The 20,361-nt window shown below is 72.4% G+C and carries 14 protein-coding genes; 5 read left to right on the top strand and 9 right to left on the bottom strand.

The window, feature by feature from the left end; genetic code table 11:
* Nucleotides 1-29 precede the first annotated feature (29 nt).
* From ACFY0D_RS02615 to ACFY0D_RS02590, 6 genes are all read right to left on the bottom strand, one after another.
* Entirely contained in the window at nucleotides 30-1,823 is a 1,794-nt protein-coding gene (locus ACFY0D_RS02615; protein WP_390796590.1) for an ABC transporter ATP-binding protein, read from the bottom strand.
* A complete protein-coding gene (locus ACFY0D_RS02610; protein WP_390796589.1) occupies nucleotides 1,820-2,881 on the bottom strand; it encodes an iron-siderophore ABC transporter substrate-binding protein in 1,062 nt (353 codons plus the stop codon). The genes ACFY0D_RS02615 and ACFY0D_RS02610 overlap by 4 nt, the downstream gene beginning before the upstream one ends.
* Before the next feature lie 113 nt (nucleotides 2,882-2,994).
* Nucleotides 2,995-3,855 (bottom strand): ABC transporter ATP-binding protein, encoded by an 861-nt coding sequence (locus ACFY0D_RS02605; RefSeq protein ID WP_390796588.1) that lies wholly within the window; start codon nucleotides 3,853-3,855, stop codon nucleotides 2,995-2,997.
* Between the two features lie 103 nt (nucleotides 3,856-3,958).
* Nucleotides 3,959-5,026, bottom strand: coding sequence for a FecCD family ABC transporter permease (locus ACFY0D_RS02600; protein ID WP_390796587.1), 1,068 nt, complete (start codon nucleotides 5,024-5,026; stop codon nucleotides 3,959-3,961).
* On the bottom strand, nucleotides 5,023-6,081 hold the full coding sequence (locus ACFY0D_RS02595) for a FecCD family ABC transporter permease (protein ID WP_390796586.1): 1,059 nt from the start codon (nucleotides 6,079-6,081) through the stop codon (nucleotides 5,023-5,025). The genes ACFY0D_RS02600 and ACFY0D_RS02595 overlap by 4 nt, the downstream gene beginning before the upstream one ends.
* 271 nt (nucleotides 6,082-6,352) lie before the next feature.
* Nucleotides 6,353-6,628 (bottom strand): isoamylase early set domain-containing protein, encoded by a 276-nt coding sequence (locus ACFY0D_RS02590; protein WP_030384091.1) that lies wholly within the window; start codon nucleotides 6,626-6,628, stop codon nucleotides 6,353-6,355.
* Nucleotides 6,629-6,915: 287 nt separating this feature from the next.
* Between ACFY0D_RS02590 and ACFY0D_RS02585 the strand changes: the two genes are divergently transcribed.
* The 5 genes from ACFY0D_RS02585 to ACFY0D_RS02565 all read left to right on the top strand — a co-directional run bounded on the left by ACFY0D_RS02585 (nucleotide 6,916) and on the right by ACFY0D_RS02565 (nucleotide 17,675).
* Nucleotides 6,916-9,165, top strand: a complete 2,250-nt coding sequence (locus ACFY0D_RS02585; RefSeq protein ID WP_390796585.1) for an MMPL family transporter — start codon at nucleotides 6,916-6,918, stop codon at nucleotides 9,163-9,165.
* A 69-nt stretch (nucleotides 9,166-9,234) separates the two neighbouring features.
* Entirely contained in the window at nucleotides 9,235-14,028 is a 4,794-nt protein-coding gene (locus tag ACFY0D_RS02580) for a type I polyketide synthase (RefSeq protein WP_390796584.1), read from the top strand.
* Nucleotides 14,025-14,690, top strand: coding sequence for a 4'-phosphopantetheinyl transferase family protein (locus ACFY0D_RS02575; protein ID WP_390796583.1), 666 nt, complete (start codon nucleotides 14,025-14,027; stop codon nucleotides 14,688-14,690). Before ACFY0D_RS02580 ends, ACFY0D_RS02575 begins: the two co-directional genes overlap by 4 nt.
* A gap of 126 nt (nucleotides 14,691-14,816) precedes the next feature.
* On the top strand, nucleotides 14,817-17,255 hold the full coding sequence (locus tag ACFY0D_RS02570; protein ID WP_390796582.1) for a SpoIIE family protein phosphatase: 2,439 nt from the start codon (nucleotides 14,817-14,819) through the stop codon (nucleotides 17,253-17,255).
* A gap of 189 nt (nucleotides 17,256-17,444) precedes the next feature.
* A complete protein-coding gene (locus ACFY0D_RS02565; protein WP_030010891.1) occupies nucleotides 17,445-17,675 on the top strand; it encodes a response regulator transcription factor in 231 nt (76 codons plus the stop codon).
* A 79-nt stretch (nucleotides 17,676-17,754) separates the two neighbouring features.
* Here the strand turns inward: ACFY0D_RS02565 and ACFY0D_RS02560 are convergent, their stop codons facing one another.
* From ACFY0D_RS02560 to ACFY0D_RS02550, 3 genes are all read right to left on the bottom strand, one after another.
* Nucleotides 17,755-18,771 carry a serine/threonine-protein kinase gene (locus tag ACFY0D_RS02560; protein WP_390796581.1) on the bottom strand — a complete coding sequence of 339 codons (1,017 nt, stop codon included), beginning with the start codon at nucleotides 18,769-18,771 and terminating at the stop codon, nucleotides 17,755-17,757.
* 216 nt (nucleotides 18,772-18,987) lie between these two features.
* Entirely contained in the window at nucleotides 18,988-19,551 is a 564-nt protein-coding gene (locus ACFY0D_RS02555) for a hypothetical protein (RefSeq protein ID WP_390796580.1), read from the bottom strand.
* Nucleotides 19,552-19,714: 163 nt separating this feature from the next.
* Nucleotides 19,715-20,188, bottom strand: a complete 474-nt coding sequence (locus ACFY0D_RS02550) for a hypothetical protein (RefSeq protein WP_390796579.1) — start codon at nucleotides 20,186-20,188, stop codon at nucleotides 19,715-19,717.
* Nucleotides 20,189-20,361: the final 173 nt, after the last annotated feature.

Here is a 20,361-nt window from a genome sequence, read left to right as displayed (position 1 = left end):
ATATGTTGTCCCAACCGAAAAATGGGGGCCTAGCTGCCTTCGCGCCAGGCCCGCCACAGTCGTGCGTAGCGGCCGCCCAGGGCCACCAACTCCTCGTGCGTCCCCTGCTCCACGACGCGTCCCGCGTCCAGTACGGCGATCCGGTCCGCCGCCATGGCCTGGGTCAGCCGGTGTGCCACGAACAGCGTGGTCCGTCCCGCACACGCGGCGAGCACGGCCCGTTCCAGCTCGGCCGCGCCCTCGCTGCCCGCCTCCGCCGTGGACTCGTCGAGCACCACGACGGGGGTGCGGCCCAGCACCAGCCGGGCCAGGGCGATGTGGGCGACCTTGGTGACGTCGAGGCGTTCGCCGCCCTCACCGACCAGGGTGTGCAGACCGTCGGGCAGCGCGTCGACCCAGCCGTCGGCGCCGACCGTGCGCAGGGCGTCCATCAGCTGGGCGTCGGTCGCCTCCGGTGCGGCCAGGCGCAGGTCCTCGGCGAGCGGTCCGGAGAAGACGTGGGTCTCCTGCGTCAGGATGCTGACCAGGGCCCGCGCCCCGGCCTCGTCGAGGCCGGCGAGGTCGGTGGACCCTATGCGCACGGACCCGGTCTGCGGGGTGCCGATACCCGCGATCAGCGCGGCCAGGGTGGATTTGCCCGCGCCCGTCGCCCCGACGAGGGCGAGCGAGGTGCCGGCCGGGATCGTCAGGTCGACGTCCCGGACGACGGGATCCTCGGAGTCGGGGTAGCGGAACGTCAGCCCGCGCACCGTCACGGGCACCGGGTCCGGCGGGTCCACCGTCCCCGCCACGGCCAGGGCGCCCACCAGCCTGTCCTCCGCGTCTTCCTCCAGCACTCCGACCAGGCGGGTCAGGCTCGCGCCCGACTTCTGCGCCTCGTCGAAGGTGAACATGATGGAGCCGAGCGGGGTGAAGAGGCGGTGGAACAGCAGCGGGGCCGCGGACACCTCGCCGAGGCTGGCGGCGTCGGCCTCCAGCAGGGCGTACCCCACCACGATGATCAGGACCAGCCCGATGAACTCGGCGCGGTTCTCCCGGCCGACGAACCGGCCGAAGAGCCGGAACACCTCGACGCCGAGGTCGCGCACGCGCCACGACTCATGGGTGACCTTCTCGCGGACGGCCCCTTCGAGGCGGTACGCCCGGACCGTGTCTATCCCGTTCAGGCCGCTGATCAGGGCCTGCGCGCGGTCGGCCTGGGCCGCCCGCTGCTTGCGGTAGAGCGGGGCGGAGCGGGGCAGGTACCAGCGCAGGGCCAGCCCGTACGCGGGCAGCGCGCAGGCACCGGCCAGACCGAGCCGCCAGTCCAGGCCGAACATGCCGAGCGTGGCGATGACGACCAGCACCCCGGCCGAGAACACGGTGGGGACGGCCGTCCTGATGCCTTTGGACAGGACGGCCACGTCGTCGCCGACCCGGGAGAGCACGTCCCCCCGGCCGACCTGCTCGATCCGGGCGCTCGGCATCCCGAGCACCGCCCGGACGGCGCCTTCGCGCAGCCGGGCGAGCAGGTCCGCGCCGAGGCGCCCGATGAGGTAGGTCGACAGGGCGGTGGCCGCCGCGCCGAGCAGCGCGGCGGCCACCATCAACACCCCGGTCGTGACCAGGATCGAGCGCGGTCCGCCCGCGACCACCGCGTCGACGACCCGGCCGAGCAGGAGCAGCGGGAGCACCTGGAGGGCCGCCCCCGCCACCGTGGTGAACACGGTGGCGAAGGTCAGCCACGGCACCTCGCGGCAGTGCGCCGTGACCCAGCGGGTGGCCTCGCGTCCGGTCGTCGTGCGCAGGGTCGGCTGGGCGACGCGCGTGGCGGTGAGGCTCACACCTGACCGACCGACTTGACGAGTTCGTCGATGGCGTACGGCAGGGAGAGCAGGGTGCCCTGGGACATGGCCGCGCCGACGGCCGGGCCCTCGCTGTCGAGGAGGTAGGAGACCTTGCCGTTCTTGACCGCGTTCAGGTTGGTGAACAGCTGGAACTTCTTCAGTGCTTCCTGGTCCGCCTTGTCGGCGATGACGAAGATGCGGTCGACGTCGACGAGGTCCATGCGCTCCGGGGAGAGCGTGGTGTAGAACTTGCCGTCCGCGATCTTGTCGATCTCGGTCTGGCCCTTGTAGCCGATGCCCGTCACCAGCCGGCCGCGCACGTCGGTGGTGGTGAAGGGGGCCACCGAGTCCTTGTACCAGGACAGGGGAACGGCGGTCTGGTTCGCGAACTCGGGGTGCGCCTTCTTGGCCGTGTCGAGCTTGTCCTGGATGCCCTTCACCAGCTCGGTGCCCTTGGTCTCCTGGCCGAGCGCCTTGGCGATGTGGACGGCGTTGTCCTGCCAGGGAGCGCTGAACGGCTCCTTCTCGGCCTTGGTGCGGCCCACCGTCGGGGCGATCTTGGTGAGCTTGTCGTAGGCGGCCTGGTCGATCTCGGAGTACACGGCGATGATCAGGTCCGGCCGCAGGGCCGCGATCTTCTCGTAGTTCGGGCCGGCGTCACCGTTGTTCATGATGACCTCGGGGCGGGTGTCGCCCCACTTCTCCTTCACCCACGGCCACTGGGTGTTGATGTCGGGGGAGGTGCCCGGCGGGTTCGGATACTGGTCGACCATGCCGACCGGCTTGATGCCGAACGCCAGGATGGCCTGGTCGTCGGTGTACCCGACCGAGACGACCCGCTTTGGAGCCTTCTCGACCTTGGTCGATCCGAAGGCGTGCTCCACGGTGACGGGGAAGGTGCCTCCGGCGGCCGGGGCGTTGTCGCTCTTCTTGTCGGCCTGGTCCGCCGAATCGGAACCGCATCCGGCCAGGAGGCCGACGCCGAGGGCCGCGGCGGAGGCTCCCGCCGCCAACCGCTGCCAGGGCTTCATACGTGTCGTTCGATGGAAAAGCATCCGAAATCCCTTGCTTTCGTGCCGTCCATTGCAGTTCCGCCCGAGGGCAGCCAAACCCTACCGCGCCTAAGTGAGGCTAGCCTAGCCTTACTTGCGGCGTAACTTTGTTTGATCTATGAGGCGTTCACGTGGGCGCGGCCGATGGGGACGATGAGCGGGCGGTCCCCCACCGGGTCGTCGATCACTTTGGCGCGCAGCCCGAACGCCTCGTACAACAGCTCGGCGGTGATCACGTCACGGGGGTGCCCCTGCGCAAGGATCGAACCGGCCTTCATCACGATGAGGTTGTCGCTGTAGCGCGTGGCCAGATTGAGGTCGTGCAGCACCAGGACCACGGTGCATCCCGACTCGTGCAGGTCGTCCACGAGGTCGAGCACGTCGATCGCGTGCGCCAGGTCCAGATAGGTGGTCGGCTCGTCCAGGAGCAGCAGGTCGGTGCCCTGAGCCAGCGTCATCGAGATCCAGACCCGCTGCCGCTGCCCGCCGGACAGGGCGTCGATCGGGCGGTCGGCCAGGTCGGACACGCCGGTCATGGCCAGGGCCCGCGCCACGACGTCGGCGTCGTCGGAGGACCACTGCCGCAGCCAGCTCTGGTGCGGATGGCGGCCCCTGGCCACGAGGTCGGCCACCGTGAGCCCCTCCGGCGCCACCGGAGCCTGCGGCAGCAGGCCGAGCTTCCTGGCCACGTCCCGGGTCCTGAGCCGGCCGATGTCCTCGCCGTCCAGCACGACCGATCCGCTGGTCGGTTTGAGCAGCCGGGACAGGGTCCGCAACAGGGTCGACTTCCCGCACCCGTTGGAGCCGATGATCGTGGTGATCACCCGCGGCGGGATCGATACGTGGAGGTCGTCGATGACGACCCGGCCGCCGTACCCGACGGTGACCCCTCTGGCCGCCAGCCGTGCGGCCCCGGCCCCGTCGGACTCGATCCCGGCGATCTGCGATACGGCCACGACTCCCCCTGAAGTAGGCATGTCTGAAAGGTCTGCGGGTCTGATGTCTGAGGGTCTGCGGGTCTGCGGGTCTGATGTCTGCGGGTCTGCGGGTCTGATGTCTGCGGGTCTGCGGGGATGTCGGCTAGCGGAGGTTGGCCCGCACCAGCAGATGGATGAGGAAGGGACCGCCGATCACGGCGGTCACCACGCCGACCGGGAGGGTGATCGGCAGGGCCGTACGGGCGACCAGGTCCGCACCGATCAGCAGCAGGGCTCCGACCAGCCCGGAGGCCGCCATCGGCGGTGTCGGGCACTTCGCCAGCCGCATCGCCACCTGCGGCGCCACCAGCGCGACGAACGGGACCGGGCCGGCCGCGCTCACCGCCACGCCGGCCAGCAGCACCGCGCACAGCAGCAGCACCGCCCGCACCCTCGTGTACCGGACGCCCAGGCCCGCGGCGACGTCGTCACCGAGGTGCAGCGGCTTGAACTGGAAGGCGACCACCGTCACGACGGCCATCAGGGCGAGGGTGCACCACAGCGCCACACCCACGTCGTCCCACGACCGGTTGTCCAGCGAGCCGACCAGCCAGGCCTGGGCCCGGGCCACGTCCCTGATGTCGGCCGTGACCAGCAGCCAGGTCGTGACCGCCTCCATCACGGCGCTCACCGAGATGCCGATGAGGATGAGCCGGAAGCCGTCGATCCCGCGCCGCCATGCCAGGAAGTACACGAGGAGCCCCGTGCCGAGGCCGCCCGCGAGCGCCGCCCCGGACAGGCCCACGGAGTTGACGACCGCCGTGGCGGTCCCGCCCGACACCGTCACCAGGAACACCGCGACCGCGCCGGCGCCCCCGGTGATCCCCAGGATGTCCGGGCTGGCCAGCGGATTGCGCGCGATCGACTGGGTGATCGCCCCGGACACCCCGAGCGCGACTCCCACGACGAGCCCGGCCAGGGCGCGCGGCATCCGCAGGTCCATGATCACGAACTTGTCGACCTGCTCGCCCCCGCCCACGACCGTGGCCATCACCCGCGACAGGCCGATGGGGAAGTCCCCCACCCCGAGAGACACGCAGAACACGAGGAAGGTCGCCGCCGCCAGCAGCAGCGTGACGCACACGACCCACGGCCGCCATACGAACGAGACGGAGCCGAGCCGTACGCCCGGCGTCACCGATGCCAATGCCTTCACCCCGGTCCCGGTCATGCGCTCTTGAACTTTCCGCGCCACACCAGGGCCGCGAAGAACGGGGCTCCGAGGAGGGCCACCACGACCCCCGCGTCCAACTCCCCCGGCCGCACCAGCAGGCGCCCCGCCATGTCGCAGACCAGCAGGACGATGGCGCCGAGCAGGCCCGCGTACGGCACCAGCCAGCGGTAGTCCGGCCCGGTCAGGTACCGGGCCATGTGGGCCACCATCAGGCCGAGGAAGGCGATGGGGCCGCACGCCGCCGTGGCGGCTCCCGCGAGCAGGGTGACGGCGGCGATGCCGATGGTCCGGCTCAGCACGATGTTCACCCCCAGCCCGCGCGCGACGTCGTCGCCGAGGTTGAGCAGGTTGAGGGCGGGCAGCGTGATCAGCGCGAGCACCAGCCCGGCGGCGATGAACGCGATCACCGGCCAGATGACGTCGAACCCGACACCGGCCACGGAGCCCGCGTTCCAGAACCGCAGGGCGTTCAGCGAGGCCTTGTCGGACAGCGCGACCGCCGTGGTCATCGCGGCGAGGAACACCGTGACCCCTTGTCCGGCCAGCGCGAGGGTCAGCGGATTGCCGGCCCCCCGGCCGATGCTCGCCAGTCCGAAGACGACGACGCCGGCGACCGCGGCACCCAGGAAGGCGAACCAGACGTACTGGAACGGGTTGGCGAACCCGAACAGGGCGATCACCAGCACCACGGCGAAGGAGGCGCCGGAGTTCACGCCCAGCAGACCCGTGTCGGCGATCGGATTGCGCGTGTACCCCTGGATGAGCGCGCCGCCGACCCCCAGGGCCAATCCCGCCACGACCGCGAGCACCGTGCGCGGCACCCGTACGGTCCGCACGATGAGGCGTATCTCGGTGAGCCGCTGGTCGGGGTCCGGCGCCGCCGACAACCCGCGCCACACCTCGGCGGGGGTCAGCGCCCGCGCGCCGACGGCCAAGGACACCACCACGGCGGCCACGAGGACCAGCACCAGGGTGACCGCGCCCACGACCCGCCGCCGCCGGGCCTCCGTCACGCCCCGGGGCACGGGGCGTTCCACTGCAATGGTGCCCATGTCGCTCTACGTCATCCCTTCGATCCACCACCCGGACGGGTCGGCACGCCGACGCAGCCGCGACCGAAACTTAGGCAAAGCTAAGCTGATTCCCTGGCGCACTGTCGATAGACAAAACGGGCACGCAGGAGTGAGAGGCCACCAACTCGCCCTCAAATGTGTACTGTTGATCGATTAGATTAGCCTAACCTTACTTCAACTGATCGGCACCGCACAAACGCGCCCCGGCCCATGGCCGGGGCGCGCTCCGGTTCGCGAGGAGTCCGGGCCGTCAGGTGTGCAGGCGGCTGTTGGGGCCGTCCTGGTCCCCGGCGCTCTCGTCGTTGAACCAGTAGTCCCCGGCCGCGAGGTACCGGAAGGAATGGGTGCTCTTGCTGGGCAGCTCGACGGTCACGGCGCGCTTGCCGTCCTTCCGGCGGGCCAGGGTGTGGACACCGGGCTGCCAGTCGTTGAAGTCGCCCACCACGCTGACCGGTCCCGGCGGGGTGTCGACGGGCAGGATGAAGGTGACCTCGGTGCGGTCCTTGCGCAGTTTGCGCTCCAGCATGGTGAGCTCCTGACAACGGCAGTGGTGGTGGTACGCCGCCCATAGTCGGCGGCGGACGCACCGGACGCACCCCGGCGCCGCCACTCCCACCGCGGACCCACCACATCGAGTGACCCGCGGGCACGCAATGTCACCCTGCGTGTCGACGCCCCCGGGGCTCCGTCCCCTCCGCTCCTGTCAAGGTACGAATGGCCGGGACTACGGCCTCGTCCCGCCTCCGGGCACGGTGGATATCGACCTTCCTGCGCGAGAGCAGGAGCGAATCGCCGTCCGTACCGGAGGCATCCATGTTCCGCCGCGCAGGGGCCTTCGTGACCCGTCACCCCCGACTCGTCCTCGTCGGCGCGCTCGTCTTCCTCGTCCTGTCCGTCCTTTTCGGGATGGATGCGACCGGACGGCTGAAGACGCAGGGATACGACGATCCCCGGTCCGAGTCCAGCCGCGCCGCGCACCTGGCCGCCGAGCGCCTGGGCGCCTCCCCGAACCTGGTCCTCGTAGCCCTGAGCGGCAGCGGTTCCGTGGACGACCCGCCCGCCCGCGGCGCGGGCGAGGAGCTGACCGGAAAGCTCGCAGCGCAGCCGCACGTGAGCGCCGTGACCTCGTACTGGACCGGCGGCGCGGCGGAGCTGCGCAGCCGCGACGGCCACGCGGCGATGCTGGTCGCACACGTGGACGGAGAGGGGGAAGAGCTCGCGGCGCGGGCCGAGCGGCTGCGCGCGGAGCTGGCCACCCCGGCCGATGCCGGGCAGGCCCTGACGGTGCGCGTCGGAGGGAGCGCCCTCGTCGACGCCGAGCTCCAGGACATCTCGGAGTCCGACCTGAAGCGGGCCGAGTCCGTCGTCCTGCCGGGCACCCTGATCCTGCTGGTCCTGGTGTTCGGCAGTGTGGTCGCCGCGGCCCTGCCCCTGCTCATCGGTGTCCTCGCCATCGCCGGGACGCTGCTGGTCCTGAGCGTTCTCGGCAGTGTCACCGACGTGTCCGTGTTCGCGCTGAACCTCACGACGGCGCTCGGCCTGGGGCTGGGCATCGACTACGGACTGCTGATCGTCTCGCGGTTCCGGGAGGAGCTCGCCGCCGGATTCCTGCCGAGTACCGCCGCCGTACGGACCGTGCGCACCGCCGGCCACACGATCGCCTTCAGCGCCGCGACGGTCTCCGCCGCGCTCGCCACGCTGCTGGTGTTCCCGCCGTACTTCCTGCGCTCCTTCGCCTACGCGGGCATCGCCGTGGTGGCGATCGCGGCGGTGAGCGCCGTGACCGTACTGCCCGCCCTGCTCGCACTGCTCGGGAAGCGGGTGAACGCCTGGGCCGTGCCGTGGCGCCGCAAGGTCCGCTCCGGCTCCCGGTCCGGATTCTGGGAGGGGCTGGCGCGGATCGTCGTACGCCGCCCGCTGATCGCGGCGCTGCCGGTGATCGGCCTGCTGGTGCTGCTCGCCGCGCCCTTCGCGCACGCCGATTTCGCCACCCCCGACGACCGGGCGCTGCCGCCCGGCGCATCCAGCCGGCAGGCCGGCGACCTGGTGCGCGACCGGTTCGACATGAAGGGCGCCAGCGCGCTGACGGTGGTCACCACGGGCGAGGCCTCCCCGTCGGAGCGGGTGGAGTACGCCCGTCGCCTGTCCGCGTTCCCGCAGGTCGCCCAGGTCGTGGGACCCGACGGCGGCTTCCGGTACGGGGCGCGGGCAGCGGTCTCCGGCTCGGCCGCAGCCACCACCCGGCCCACCGCCGACGGCCCGGTCCAGCTCTCCGTGGTGCCGCTGGTCGACCCCCAGTCGCACGCCGCCCAGCAGCTCGTCCACGACATCCGCGCGATCCCCGCCCCCGCGGGCACCGAGGTCCTCGTCGGCGGACCGAGCGCGGTCCTGGTCGACGCGAAGGCCACCGTGGGCGACCGGGTCCCGCTGGCGCTCGCGCTGATCTCCGTCACCACCTTCGCGCTGCTGCTGGGCTTCACGCGCAGTCTGCTGCTGCCGCTGAAGGCCATCGCGCTGAACGCGCTGAGTCTCGCGGCCGTCCTCGGCGCCATGGTGTGGGTCTTCCAGTCGGGTCATCTGCACCAGCTGCTCGGCTTCACGCCGGGGCCCCTCAGTACGACCATGCCGGTCCTGCTGTTCTGCATCGTCTTCGGACTCTCGGTGGACTACGAGGTGTTCGTCCTCGCGCGCATCAAGGAGGCGCACGACGCCGGGCAGGACAACGCCCGTTCGATCGTCACGGGCATGGCCCGCACAGGCGGCATCGTCACCACCGCCGGCGCGCTGCTCGCCTTCACCCTCCTGAGCTTCGGCACCTCGCAGGTGTCCCTGTTGCAGTTCTTCGGGATCGGCGCGGGCCTCGGCGTCCTCCTCGACGCCACGCTCGTACGGGGGGTCCTCGTACCGGCGCTCATGCGGCTGGCGGGCGGCCTGAACTGGTGGGCACCGCGTCCCATCCGGCCCAAGGAGCCCCTCCCGGCGTCCCGTCCGCCCCCGGCTCCCGTCCGCAGGTGCCCCGCGGCCCGGCCCGCCCCGCGGTCCCCGGCCCGCGCGCGCCACTGACCACCGGCCCGTATCCGTCCCCGTCCCCTCCCCCGTACCCGTCCCCCCTCTCGACAAGGAAGAACTCCCATGACCGACATCGCCATCACCGGACTCGGCTGCCGCTTCCCCGGCGCTCCCGACATCAGCGCCTACTGGAAGCTCCTGCTGAGCGGGGAACGGCAGTTCTCCGCCGTGCCGAAGGAGCGCTGGAACCATGAGACCTTCCACGAACCCGGCAATCCGTCGGCACCCCATGCCGCGTACACCGACCAGGTCGCCTTCCTGGACGACGTGGACCGCTTCGACGCCTTCCACTACGGCGTGCCGCCCGCGCGCGCCCGGGCCATGGACCCGCAGCACCGGCTGCTGCTGGACGTCACCCGCGAGGCCCTCGACGACGCGGGGCTGGGCCGGGGCGACTTCGACCGGGAGAACACCGGGGTCTTCTGCGGCATGTCGGTGTCCGACTACAAGGACCTCATGTCGGCCCCCATCCGGGCCATCGCCCTGGCCGAGGACGCGGGGCAGGCCGCGGCGGACGCCGGCGGCCTCCTGGACGCCGTCAGGGACCATGCGGGATCGCTCGGCACCGTGCAGGCCTTCAGCCTGCCGGGGAGCCTGCTCAACATGGCCCCCGGCACCGTCAGCCGGCACTTCGACCTCGGCGGGCCCAGCTTCACCGTCGACGCCGCCTGCTCCGGCTCACTCGTCGCCCTGGACCAGGCCATGGCCCAACTGCGCCAGGGCAGCTGCCGGATCGCCGTCGTGGGTGGCGTGTACCTCAACCTCACCCCCGACAGCCTGATCGGCTTCTCGACGCTCCGGGCGCTGTCCGCCACCGGGGTGTGCCGCCCCTTCGACGAGGGGGCCGACGGTTTCGTCCTCGGTGAGGGCGCCGGCGCCGTCGTCGTACGGCCGCTCGCCGACGCACTCGCCGCGGGCGACCGGGTCTACGCGGTGATCAAGGGCGTCGGCTCGGCCAACGACGGCGCGTCCCCCGGGCCGCTGGCGCCCGCTCCCGAAGGCCAGCTGCGCGCCATGCGCCGGGCCTACGACGACGCGGGGGTCGCCCCGTCCTCGGTCGGCTTCCTGGAGGCCCACGGAACCGGTACCGCCACCGGCGACCGCGCCGAGGTCGAGGCGCTGCGCCGGCTGCGTACCGAGTACCCCGACGACGACCCCTCGCTGTGCTACCTCGGCGCGGGCAAGGCCCTCATCGGACACTCGCTGTCCGCCGCGGGCATCGCCGGACTGATCAAGACGGCCCTGGTCGTCCACCACCGGACCATCGTTCCGCAGCCGACGACCGCCCCGCACCCGGGGCTGGGCATCGGCGCCGCGGGCCTGCGTCTCGCCGACACCTCACGGCCCTTTCCGGACTCCGGCACGCCGCTCCGGGCCGCCGTCAGCTCGTTCGGCTTCGGCGGGACGAACGTCCACGTGGTGCTGGAGGAGCGGCCCGCCCCCGCCCCTGCTGCCGGCCGTCTCCCGGAACGCGCCGGGGACACCGGGGACGCCGGGGACACCCGGGACACCCGGGACGGCTGTCCTCAGCTCGTCCTGCTCTCGGCGGGCAGTCCCGAGCTCCTGGACCAGCACATCGGCGACGTTCTCCACGCACTCGACACGGCGGACCCCGCCCCGCTGGCAGCCGTGGCCCACACCCTCGGCTCCCGCCGGCCGCTGACGGCCCGGCTCGCGATCGTGGCCGACGACACGGAGGCCTTCGTACGGCGGCTGCGCCACGCCCGCGAGCAGCTGGTCGAGGGCGAGCGGGGCGACCTCGGGAACGACGCCTTCGCCGCCGACGCCCCGCTGCCGGCCGAGCGGCGCCGCCTCGCCTTCCTCTTCCCGGGTCAGGGCAGCCAGCGGCCCGGCATGATGCGGGACCTCTACGAGCGGTTCCCCGGCTTCCGGGCGACCGTCGGGGGCCTGGGCGCCGCGGCCCGCGAGGCCACCGGCTTCGACATCGGCGAGCTGCTGTACGGCGAGGCGGCGACCACCGGGGGCGACACCGAGGAGAGCGGGCGCCGGCTCGCCTCCACCGAGGTGTGCCAGCCGCTGCTCGGGACCGTCCAGATCGCCGCCACCCGGCTCCTCGCCGGCTTCGGCATCGCACCCGACCTGGTCCTCGGTCACAGCGTCGGGGAGTTCGCCGCGGCCGCGGCGGCCGGCGCGCTCACCGACGAGGACACCGTACGGCTGCTGGTGCACCGGGGCGCGACCCTCCGGGAGGCCGAGAGCGGCCTGCGCGGCGGGATGCTCGCCGTACAGACCGACAAGGAGACCTGCCGGCGACTGGTGACCGGCATCGACGACGTGTGGCTCGCCTGCTTCAACCAGCCGCGGCAGGTCGTGGTCAGCGGTACGCCGCAAGGGCTCGACGCCATGCGGCAGGCCTGCGCCGAGGCGGGGGTCGTCACGGTGGCGCTCGACGTGTCGAACGCCTTCCACTCGCCGCGGCTCGCCGCCGCCGACGAGAAGATGCGCGCGGACCTCGCCGACCGCCCCGTCAGCAGCCCCGTCCTGCCGTTCGTCTCGTCCGTGAACGCGGCCGTATGCGGCGATCCCGAGCAGCTGCGCGAGCTGTGGGGCCGGCACGCGTCCGCGCCGGTCCAGTTCGGCGATGCCGTGCGCACCGCCTACGACCAGGGGGCCCGGGTCTTCCTCCAGGTGACCGGCGGCAACTCGCTCCTGACCTCGGTCCGCCGCAACCTCACCGACCACGGCGACGTCCATGTCGTCCCGGTCGCCGGGGTGGCGCCGGACGGCGGCCGGGGCTTCGTCCGGGCCCTCGCACGGCTCGCGGTCCTGGGCGCCCCGGTCGACCCGCGCGCCCTGGTTCCCCAGGAGGAGCGCCGACTGCTCGACCTGCCGGCGGCGAAGCTCGCCACGCAGTCCTACTGGGTGCCCCGCCGGCGCGTGGGGACGACGGGCACCTCCGCCCCCTCCCGCCAGACCCGGTCCCGGCCCGTGTCCCCCGAGGAGATCACGATGAACGACTCGCCGCTCCACCCGATGGACGAACTGCTCCAGCTGGTCCAGCAGCAGACGGCGCTGCTCGCCCGCCTCACCGAAACCCTCCCCGGGCCGAACCCGGCCACGGAGGCGGCGCTGCTGGCCCGCCTCGCCGAGACGCTCCCCGAGCGGAACCGGGCCGCGGAGGCCGCCGCCCCGGCGACGGCCGAAACCACCCCGGTGCCCCCGGACCCTCCCACGACGCCCGCCGAGCCCGCCGAGCCCGCCGACGAGGAACCGTCTCCGCCCGCGGACATCACCACGGTCACGGAGTCCGTGCTCGCGCACGTGGCCCGGGTCAGCGCGTTCCCCGTCGCCCATCTGCACGATGACCACTTGCTGATCGACGACCTCGGGTTCGACTCGCTGATGCTGACCGACCTTTTCACCTCCCTCAAGCGGCAGTGGCCGCAGTGGACCCGCGACGACACGGCCACCGACCGGCCGACCGTCGGAGGGATCGCCGCGATGATCGCGAGCAGCTGCGGGGACGCCGTACCGGTCCCCGTCCCCGAGCAGCGCTCCGGAGCCGCGGAAGCCCCGGCACCGCCGCCCGCCGACCCGCCCGCCGACCCGCCCGTCCCCCTGGCCTCCGACCCGCCGACGGCCATGGACCCGGCCGCCTCCCCGCTCCCCGAGCAGCACACACGGATCGAGTGCTTCCCGGAGGTCACCGCCCACTCCGAGCGCGTCGCCGCACTCTCCGGGCTGGGGCTGGCCAATCCGTACTTCCTCGTCCACGAGGGCGCGCTGACGGACACCACCGTCGTCGACGGCCGGGAGCTCCTCTCCTTCTCCAGCTACAACTACCTGGGCATGGCGACCCACCCGCAGGTGAACGAGGCGGCCCACGAGGCGATAGAGCGCTGCGGCACCTCGGTCTCCGCCAGCCGGCTGCTCTCCGGCAGCCGACCGCTCCACCTGGAACTCGAAAGCGAGATCGCCGGCCTGCTCGGATGCGAAGCGGCGATCACCCTGGCCAACGGCCACGCCACCAACGTCACCGTGATCGGCCACCTCGTCGGACCGGGGGACCTCATCGTCCACGACTCCCTCGCGCACGACAGCATCCTGCAGGGGTGCAGGCTCTCCGGCGCGACCCGGCGGCCCTTCCCCCACAACGACGCCGCCGCCCTCGACGCCCTGCTGACGCAGGTCCGCGACCAGTACCGGCGGGTGCTCGTCGTCGTCGAAGGCGTCTACAGCATGGACGGGGACATCGCCGACCTGCCCGCCCTCGTCGACGTCAAGCGCCGGCACGGCGCACTGCTGATGATCGACGAGGCGCACAGCATCGGGACGATCGGCCGGACGGGCCGCGGCATCGGCGAGTACTACGGCATCGACCGCTCGGCCGTCGACCTGTGGTCGGGCACGCTGTCGAAGGCGCTGGCGAGCTGCGGCGGCTACGTCGCGGGGAGCCGGCCGGTCGTGGAGTACCTGCGCTACACCCTGCCGGGCTTCGTCTACAGCGCCGGAATGACCCCGGCCGACACCGCGGCCTCTCTGACCGCCCTGCGCATGCTGCGTGCCGAGCCGCAGCGGGTGGCACGGCTCTCGGAGAACGCGGCGCTCTTCGTCCACCTCGCGCGCGAGGCGGGCATCAACACCGGGGACAGCCGTGACACGCCGGTCGTACCGTGCATCGTCGGGGACTCGCTGAAGACCCTGCAGCTCGCGGAGGCCCTGTTCCAGCAGGGCATCAGCGTCAACCCCATCCTCCATCCGGCCGTACCGGAGGAGCTGGCCCGGCTGCGGTTCTTCATCACGTACGACCACACGCCCGGCCAGATCCGCCAGGCCGTGGCCGCGCTGGCGCGCGAGCTGCTGGTCCTCGGCTCGGCACCGGTCTCGGTCTCGTGACCGCCGCCGCCGTGGACGCCGTCTTCCGGCCGGTCGTGCCGGGCCGGATCCACCGATGGGGCGGAGCCCGCCTGATCGTGGCCCGGACCCGCGAGCTCCGGCAGGTGCCGCCGCTCTCACCGGCCGAGCGGAGCGTGGTCCGCGGGATGCGGGCCCGGCGGCAGGCCGAGTGGACGGCCGGCCGGCTGCTCGCCAAGCGGCTGGTGGGTGAGGTGGTCTCCGCGCCGGCGGACGACGTGGAGATCCTCCCGCGGGACGACGGCAGCCCCCGCGTCGTCGTCGGCGGCAGCCCGATGCCCGCCCTGTACGTCTCGATCAGCCATACCGCCGGGCACGTCGCCGCGGCTCTCGCGCCGGAACCGGTCGGGGTGGACCTGTGCGAGATGGCCTCGGCCGACGCCGTACGCCGGGTCGCGGACCATTTCCTGTCGCCCGAGGAGCTCTCCCTCGTCGGCAGGGAGCGGCCCGACGCCATGACCGGGGCCTGGGCGCTGAAGGAGGCTGCGGTCAAGGCCGACCGGAGCGGGGTCTTCGGCGATGCTCCGCGCGGCATCCCGATCCTCGGCCTCCGGCCGCCCCTCCTCGGCGGACGGCGCCGCGCGATGGTCTGGCGGGCGGACGACGCGGCGCTCGCCCTCGTCCTCGCGCACCCGGGTGGCTGAGTGCCCCGCGTGACGGTACTGCGTTGGTGCTCCTTGCCCGGCTGGATCATTCTGGTCAGAGGAGCGCCTGGCCGCCGTCCCCGTGGGACGGCGGCAGCGGAACGAGCGAGGGCGAGATGAGTGGCGATGGAGCAAGTTCCCACCTCTCCTGGTGAGCGGCCCGAGGAGACGGGCGCCTCCCTCGAGTCGGCCTACACGGCCTCGGCGACGATCAACGAGCAGGGCATCGTCACCGAGTGGAGCGAGGGCGCGACCCGGCTGCTCGGCTATGTGCCGTCCGAGGTCGTGGGGCTGCCCGCCGCCCACCGGCTCGCCGACGTCCTCAGTGACGCGGCCCGGCGGGTGCCGTCCGAGCGGGAGCGGTGGAGCGGCACGGTGGCGCTGCGCCACCGGGACGGTCACCGCATGGAGGTGGCCCTGCTCGCGCACCGCTGGACGTCCAGCGGCGGGACCGTCAAGTGGTTCGTGGTGTCCGCCGTGGGGGGCGCGCACCGCTCTCCCTGGGACGAACCGATGAAGGAATGGGCGTTCACCCAGTCCCCCTGCTTTCTGGCGGTCTTCGACGCGGACCTGCGCCTGGTGCGGGCGAACGCCGGCATGGAACGCACGCTCTCCCTCACGGAGGCCGAGATGCGGGGTCTACGGCTGCCGGAGATCGCGCCGGATCCCGTGAGCGACGAGACCGAGCGCCGGATGCGCCTGGCGTTCGACTCCGGTGAGCCGCAGTACATGGAGGCCTTCGTCCACCCGCCGGGCGCCGGCGCGGAGCACGGTTGGGCCACCTCGCTGGCGCCGTTGCGGGACCCGGACGGCCGGGTGCGCGCCGTATGTCTGGCCGCGCACGACCGGAGCGGGATGGAGAGCGTCCAGCACCAGATGCTCCTGACGGACGAGGTCGACACCGCGCCGATCGGGACCACGCTGGACAGTGTCCGCACCGCGCACGAGCTGGCCGACGCCGCCGTCCCCCGGTTCGCCGATTTCGCGGTCGTCGACCTGCTGGAACCGCTCCCGCGCGGCGACGAGCCGTCCTCGGTCCAGGCTGACGGGCCGGTCACCGTGTGCCGCGCCGCAGCGCGGTCGGTCCTCGACGGAACCCCCGAGTCCGGCGTCGCCGTCGGGGACACGACCAGCTATCCGCCGCTGTCGCCGCCCGTCCAAGCGCTGGTCGCGGGCCACGGCGCCGTGTACGGGGCTGCGGACCCGGACCTCGCCCGGTGGGCGGCCCAGGACCCCGGGGCCGCCTGGATCGGGGAGTACGGGGCCCACTCGATCATGGTGGTGCCGATGCGGGCCGGCGGGGGCACGCTCGGTGTGGCCGTCTTCTCCCGCCACCGGCGCCAGGAACCCTTCCAGCCGGAGGACCTGCGGGTGGCCGGGGAGCTCACGGCCCGGGCGGCGGCCGGAATCCGCAACGCGTACCGGTCCGGCCGGGAGCACACGACGACCATGACGCTGCAGCGCAGCCTGCTCCCGCACACGCTGCCCGACCAGGCCGCACTGGAGATCGCCTCCCGCTATCTGCCCGCGGCCGGCGAGGCCGGAGTGGGCGGCGACTGGTTCGACGTGATCCCGCTGTCGGGCGCCCGGGTGGCGCTGGTCGTGGGCGACGTCGTCGGCCACGGGATCCGGGCCACCGCCACCATGGGGCGGCTGCGCACCGCCGTACGCACCCTGGCCGATGTCGACCTGGGGCCCGACGAGCTGCTCACCCACCTCGACGACCTCGTCATCCACCTGTCCGCCGACGAGGGCGACCAGGAGTCCGGCGGGGAGACGGCCGGGGGCATCGGCACCACCTGTCTCTACGTGGTCTACGACCCGGTCATCCGCCGCTGCACGGTCGCCCGGGCCGGTCACCCGCCGCCCGCCGTGGTCTCGCCGGAGGGCTCCGTGTACCTCCTTGACGTCCCGGCCGGTCCCCCGCTGGGCCTGGGCGGTCTGCCCTTCGAGACGCTGGAGGTCGAACTGCCCGAGGGCAGCATCCTCGCCCTGTACACCGACGGTCTGCTGCAGGCCCGCGACCACGACATCGACGAGGCGCTGGACAGCATGTTCGCGGCCCTGGTCCGGCCCGCGGACACACTGGACGCGGTGTGCGACCGCGTACTGACGGCCATGCTGACGCACCGCCCGGACGACGACGTGGCCCTGCTCGTCGCCCGGACCCGGGCCCTGCACGCCGACCAGGTCGTCGTCTGGGACCTGCCGTCCGACCCCTCCGTCGTCGCCACGGCACGGCGCCAGACCACCGACCAGCTGACGGTCTGGGGTCTGGAGGAGGCCGCCTTCGTCACCGAGCTCCTGGTCAGCGAGCTGGTCACCAATGCGATCAGGTACGGCCAGCCGCCCATCCAGCTGCGGCTGATCCACGAGAAGAACAGCACCCTGATCTGCGAGGTCTCCGACGCGAGCAGTACCGCCCCGCACATGCGGCGGGCCCGGACCTTCGACGAGGGCGGGCGGGGCCTGCTGCTGGTCGCCCAGCTCGCCCAGCGCTGGGGCACCCGGCACGCGGCCATCGGCAAGACCATCTGGGCCGAGCAGTCCCTCAGCGAGTACTGAGGACGCACACGAGGCCGGGCGGTATGCACGGAAATGTTCCCTGTGACGCGCCTGTGACAGTCGACGGACACCTCCATGAAGTCCCGCCGACAAGCTCTTTATCAGGGACAAACACCGACATTCCGGAATACGTCCCCTGCTTCCGAGGACGTGAGCAGTGATGACCAGGCCGCTCCGTCGGAGGAAATCATGAGTCTCACCCTCGTCGCCCCGCAGACCGAAGCCACCGCCCCCACCCTCGCCCCGCGCGAGCAGGAGGCACTGCGACACATCGCCGCAGGCTGCACCTACCTGCAGACGGCCCGCCAGATGGGGCTCTCCAAGCACACGGTCGACGCCTACCTGCGCCGCATCCGCGCCAAGCTGAACATCAGCACCACGGCCGAGATGACCCGCCTGGCCATCTCCATGGGGCTGTGACAGCCGCGGGAAACGTGCAGGGATCACGCAGGAACGACGTACGAAGAAATGCGGAAACGCCCGTGACGGGCGAGGCGGCCTACGGGCCGCCGGGCAGGCCGTAGAAGACCGGCCGGGCCCAGACCGGGGGCTCCCGCGGGGGCACGGAGTCCCCCGGGACACCGGGGGGACGGGAATCCTCCCGCGACGGCGGATCGGCCTGACGGCCGGTGCCGCCTCCCGTTGCGCCGCGCAGGGCGGCCACGAATTCGAGGCAGGACCCGTAGCGGTCCTCGGGGAGCTTCGACAGAGCCTTGGTCAGTACGTCGGCGGCGGCGGGAGCGATTCCCGGCCGCCGTTCCGTCAGTGGGGGCGGGGGGTCGTACTGGTGCGCCCACAGCAGCGCCGCGTCCTCCTCGCGCTGGAAGGGCGGCCCGCCGGCGAGGGTTTCGTAGACGACGCACGCCAGGCTGTAGAGATCGCACCTGCCGTCCACCGGCCTGCCGGAGATCTGTTCCGGCGCCATGTAGTCGAGCGTGCCGACGAACTCGCCGTCCGTGGTGAACCCGGTCAGCGCCAGCGACTTCTTCGTCAGCCCGAAGTCCGTGAGATAGATGTGCTCGGGGTGCTCGCTGTCGGTGCCCGCGGCGACCAGGATGTTGCCGGGTTTGACGTCCCGGTGCACGAGATCGTGGTCATGGGCCGCGTCGAGCGCCGATGCCACCTGGGCGGCGATGCGCAGGGCGGTCGCCACGGGCAGCGGGCCCTCGCGGTCCAGCAGCGCGCGCAGGTCCAGGCCGGAGACGTAGCGCATGGCGATGTAGAGGACGCCGTCGGTCTCACCGGCTTCGAAGATGGGCACGATGTGCGGGTGGTCGATCGACGCGGCCACCCGCGATTCGTGCGTGAAACGGCGCCGGAAGGTCTCGTCGCGGGCGCGCTCGGGGGCGATCAGTTTGAGTGCGACCGTACGGTCCAGGCGCAGGTCCTTCGCGCAGTACACGACGGCCATGCCACCGCGGCCGATCATGCGCTCCACCCGGTAGCCCGCGATCTGCTTGCCGATGAGGCCCGAGGCACGGCCCGCGTACACGCTGAGGTTGGATGCCTCGCTCATCGGACGCCCCCCTCACCCGGCCGGGTGACGCCGCCGGACGCGGCAGGCCGCTCTTCCATACCTGGAAGTCTATCGAGCGGCCCGTCCTCGCGCCGACCCGCCGACCCGCCGAGCGGCACGGGCGGGACGGACGCGCACACGGAAACACACACGGGAACGCACCGTGACCGGTCCCCGAAGGGAACCGGTCACGGTGCGCGCCGCGATCCATGGCGGTCAGTCGTCGTCGCTGCCGCCGGCGCCGCCGTTACCGCCGAAGCCACCGGTGGTCCCGCAGCCGAAGCCGAAGCAGAGGCCGCCGTCCCCGCCGTTGCCGCCCTTGCCGCCGTCACCGCCGGGCAGCGCGACCCCGCCGTTGCCGCCCTTGCCGCCGTTGGCGCTGCCGTTGCAGGTCCCGGCGCAGATTCCGCCCTTGCCGCCGTTCGTACCGTTGCCGCCCGGCACGCCCGTGGTGCCGTTGCCGCCGTTGGCACTCCCGTTGCACAGTCCGGCGCAGATTCCGCCCTTGCCGCCCTTGGTGCCGTTCACCGATCCTTCGCAGTTGCCCGCACAGACCCGGTCGCCGACCTGGACGCTGCCCTTGTCCACCTTGACTCCGCCGAGCACCGCGCGGCCGTCGAACCGGCCGCCGCCCGGACGCGCGTCGCCGCTGCCGAACGCGGAGATCGTCTGGGCGGACGGCGCCGGGGCCGCCGTGGCGACCGGTGCCATGGCACCCGCGCCGATCAGAGTCGCCGAAATGATGAGACCGAGCCGAAACTTCGTGGATCGCGTACGCATGGAACTCTCCCTTTCCTGGAAACTGCTTTCCGTGACGCGGTTACGGGTGTTCTGCTTTCCCGTTTCTCCGCGTTCCCGGCGAATGGGCCGATTCATGTCCGGCCGTTCGTTCCCCGAGGTTTCGCCGGCGCCCCGGCCCGCTGCGGGCCGGGGCGCCGGGGCCTCATGAGCGGACGTCGTCCGCCATCAGGGCGAACCAGTCGCCGTCGACGTAGTACTTCTTCCAGGTGTCGATCTGCTCGTCCGAGATCTTGTACTTCTCGGCGATCTTCTTCGTGGTCTCGTCCGGGTCGTCGGCCGCCAGCACGATGAGCACGATGCGCACCTTGTCGACCACCGTCAGATCCGACTTCGGCTTGTCGGGCAGGTCCTTGAACGTGAAGCAGCCGACCCCGCCGGGCTGACCGGGCTCACCCGGCTGGCCGGGCTCGCCGCCCTTGCCGCCCTTGCCGCCCTCTCCGCCCTTGCCGCCGGCGCCGAACCCGACGCAGTGTTCGGGCTTGTCGGCCGGGGCCGAGGCGCTGATGCCCGTGGGGGTGTGGGACTGCGACGCCTGCGCGGCGCACGCCGTACCGGTGACGAGGGCCAGAGAGGCCGTGACCAGGATGATCGGACGCTGCCAGGACTTCGTGAACATGAGGGGATTCTCCGTTTCGGCACATACCGACGAGGGGGTGTGGGGGGGTGGGGGGGTGGGGGCGCCCGCGGCCCCCCCCCCCCCGGCCGGGGGGGGGGGGGCGCGGGCAGAAGAGGCTGGCCCCCCCCGCGCCGCCCGTGGCCCCCGCGCCCCCCCTAAGGCCACCCACGCCC

The sequence above is a fragment of the Streptomyces sp. NPDC001502 genome, assembly GCF_042894785.1.
Classification (GTDB): Bacteria; Actinomycetota; Actinomycetes; order Streptomycetales; family Streptomycetaceae; genus Streptomyces; species Streptomyces kutzneri.
This window is presented reverse-complemented; position numbering and strand designations above follow the sequence as displayed.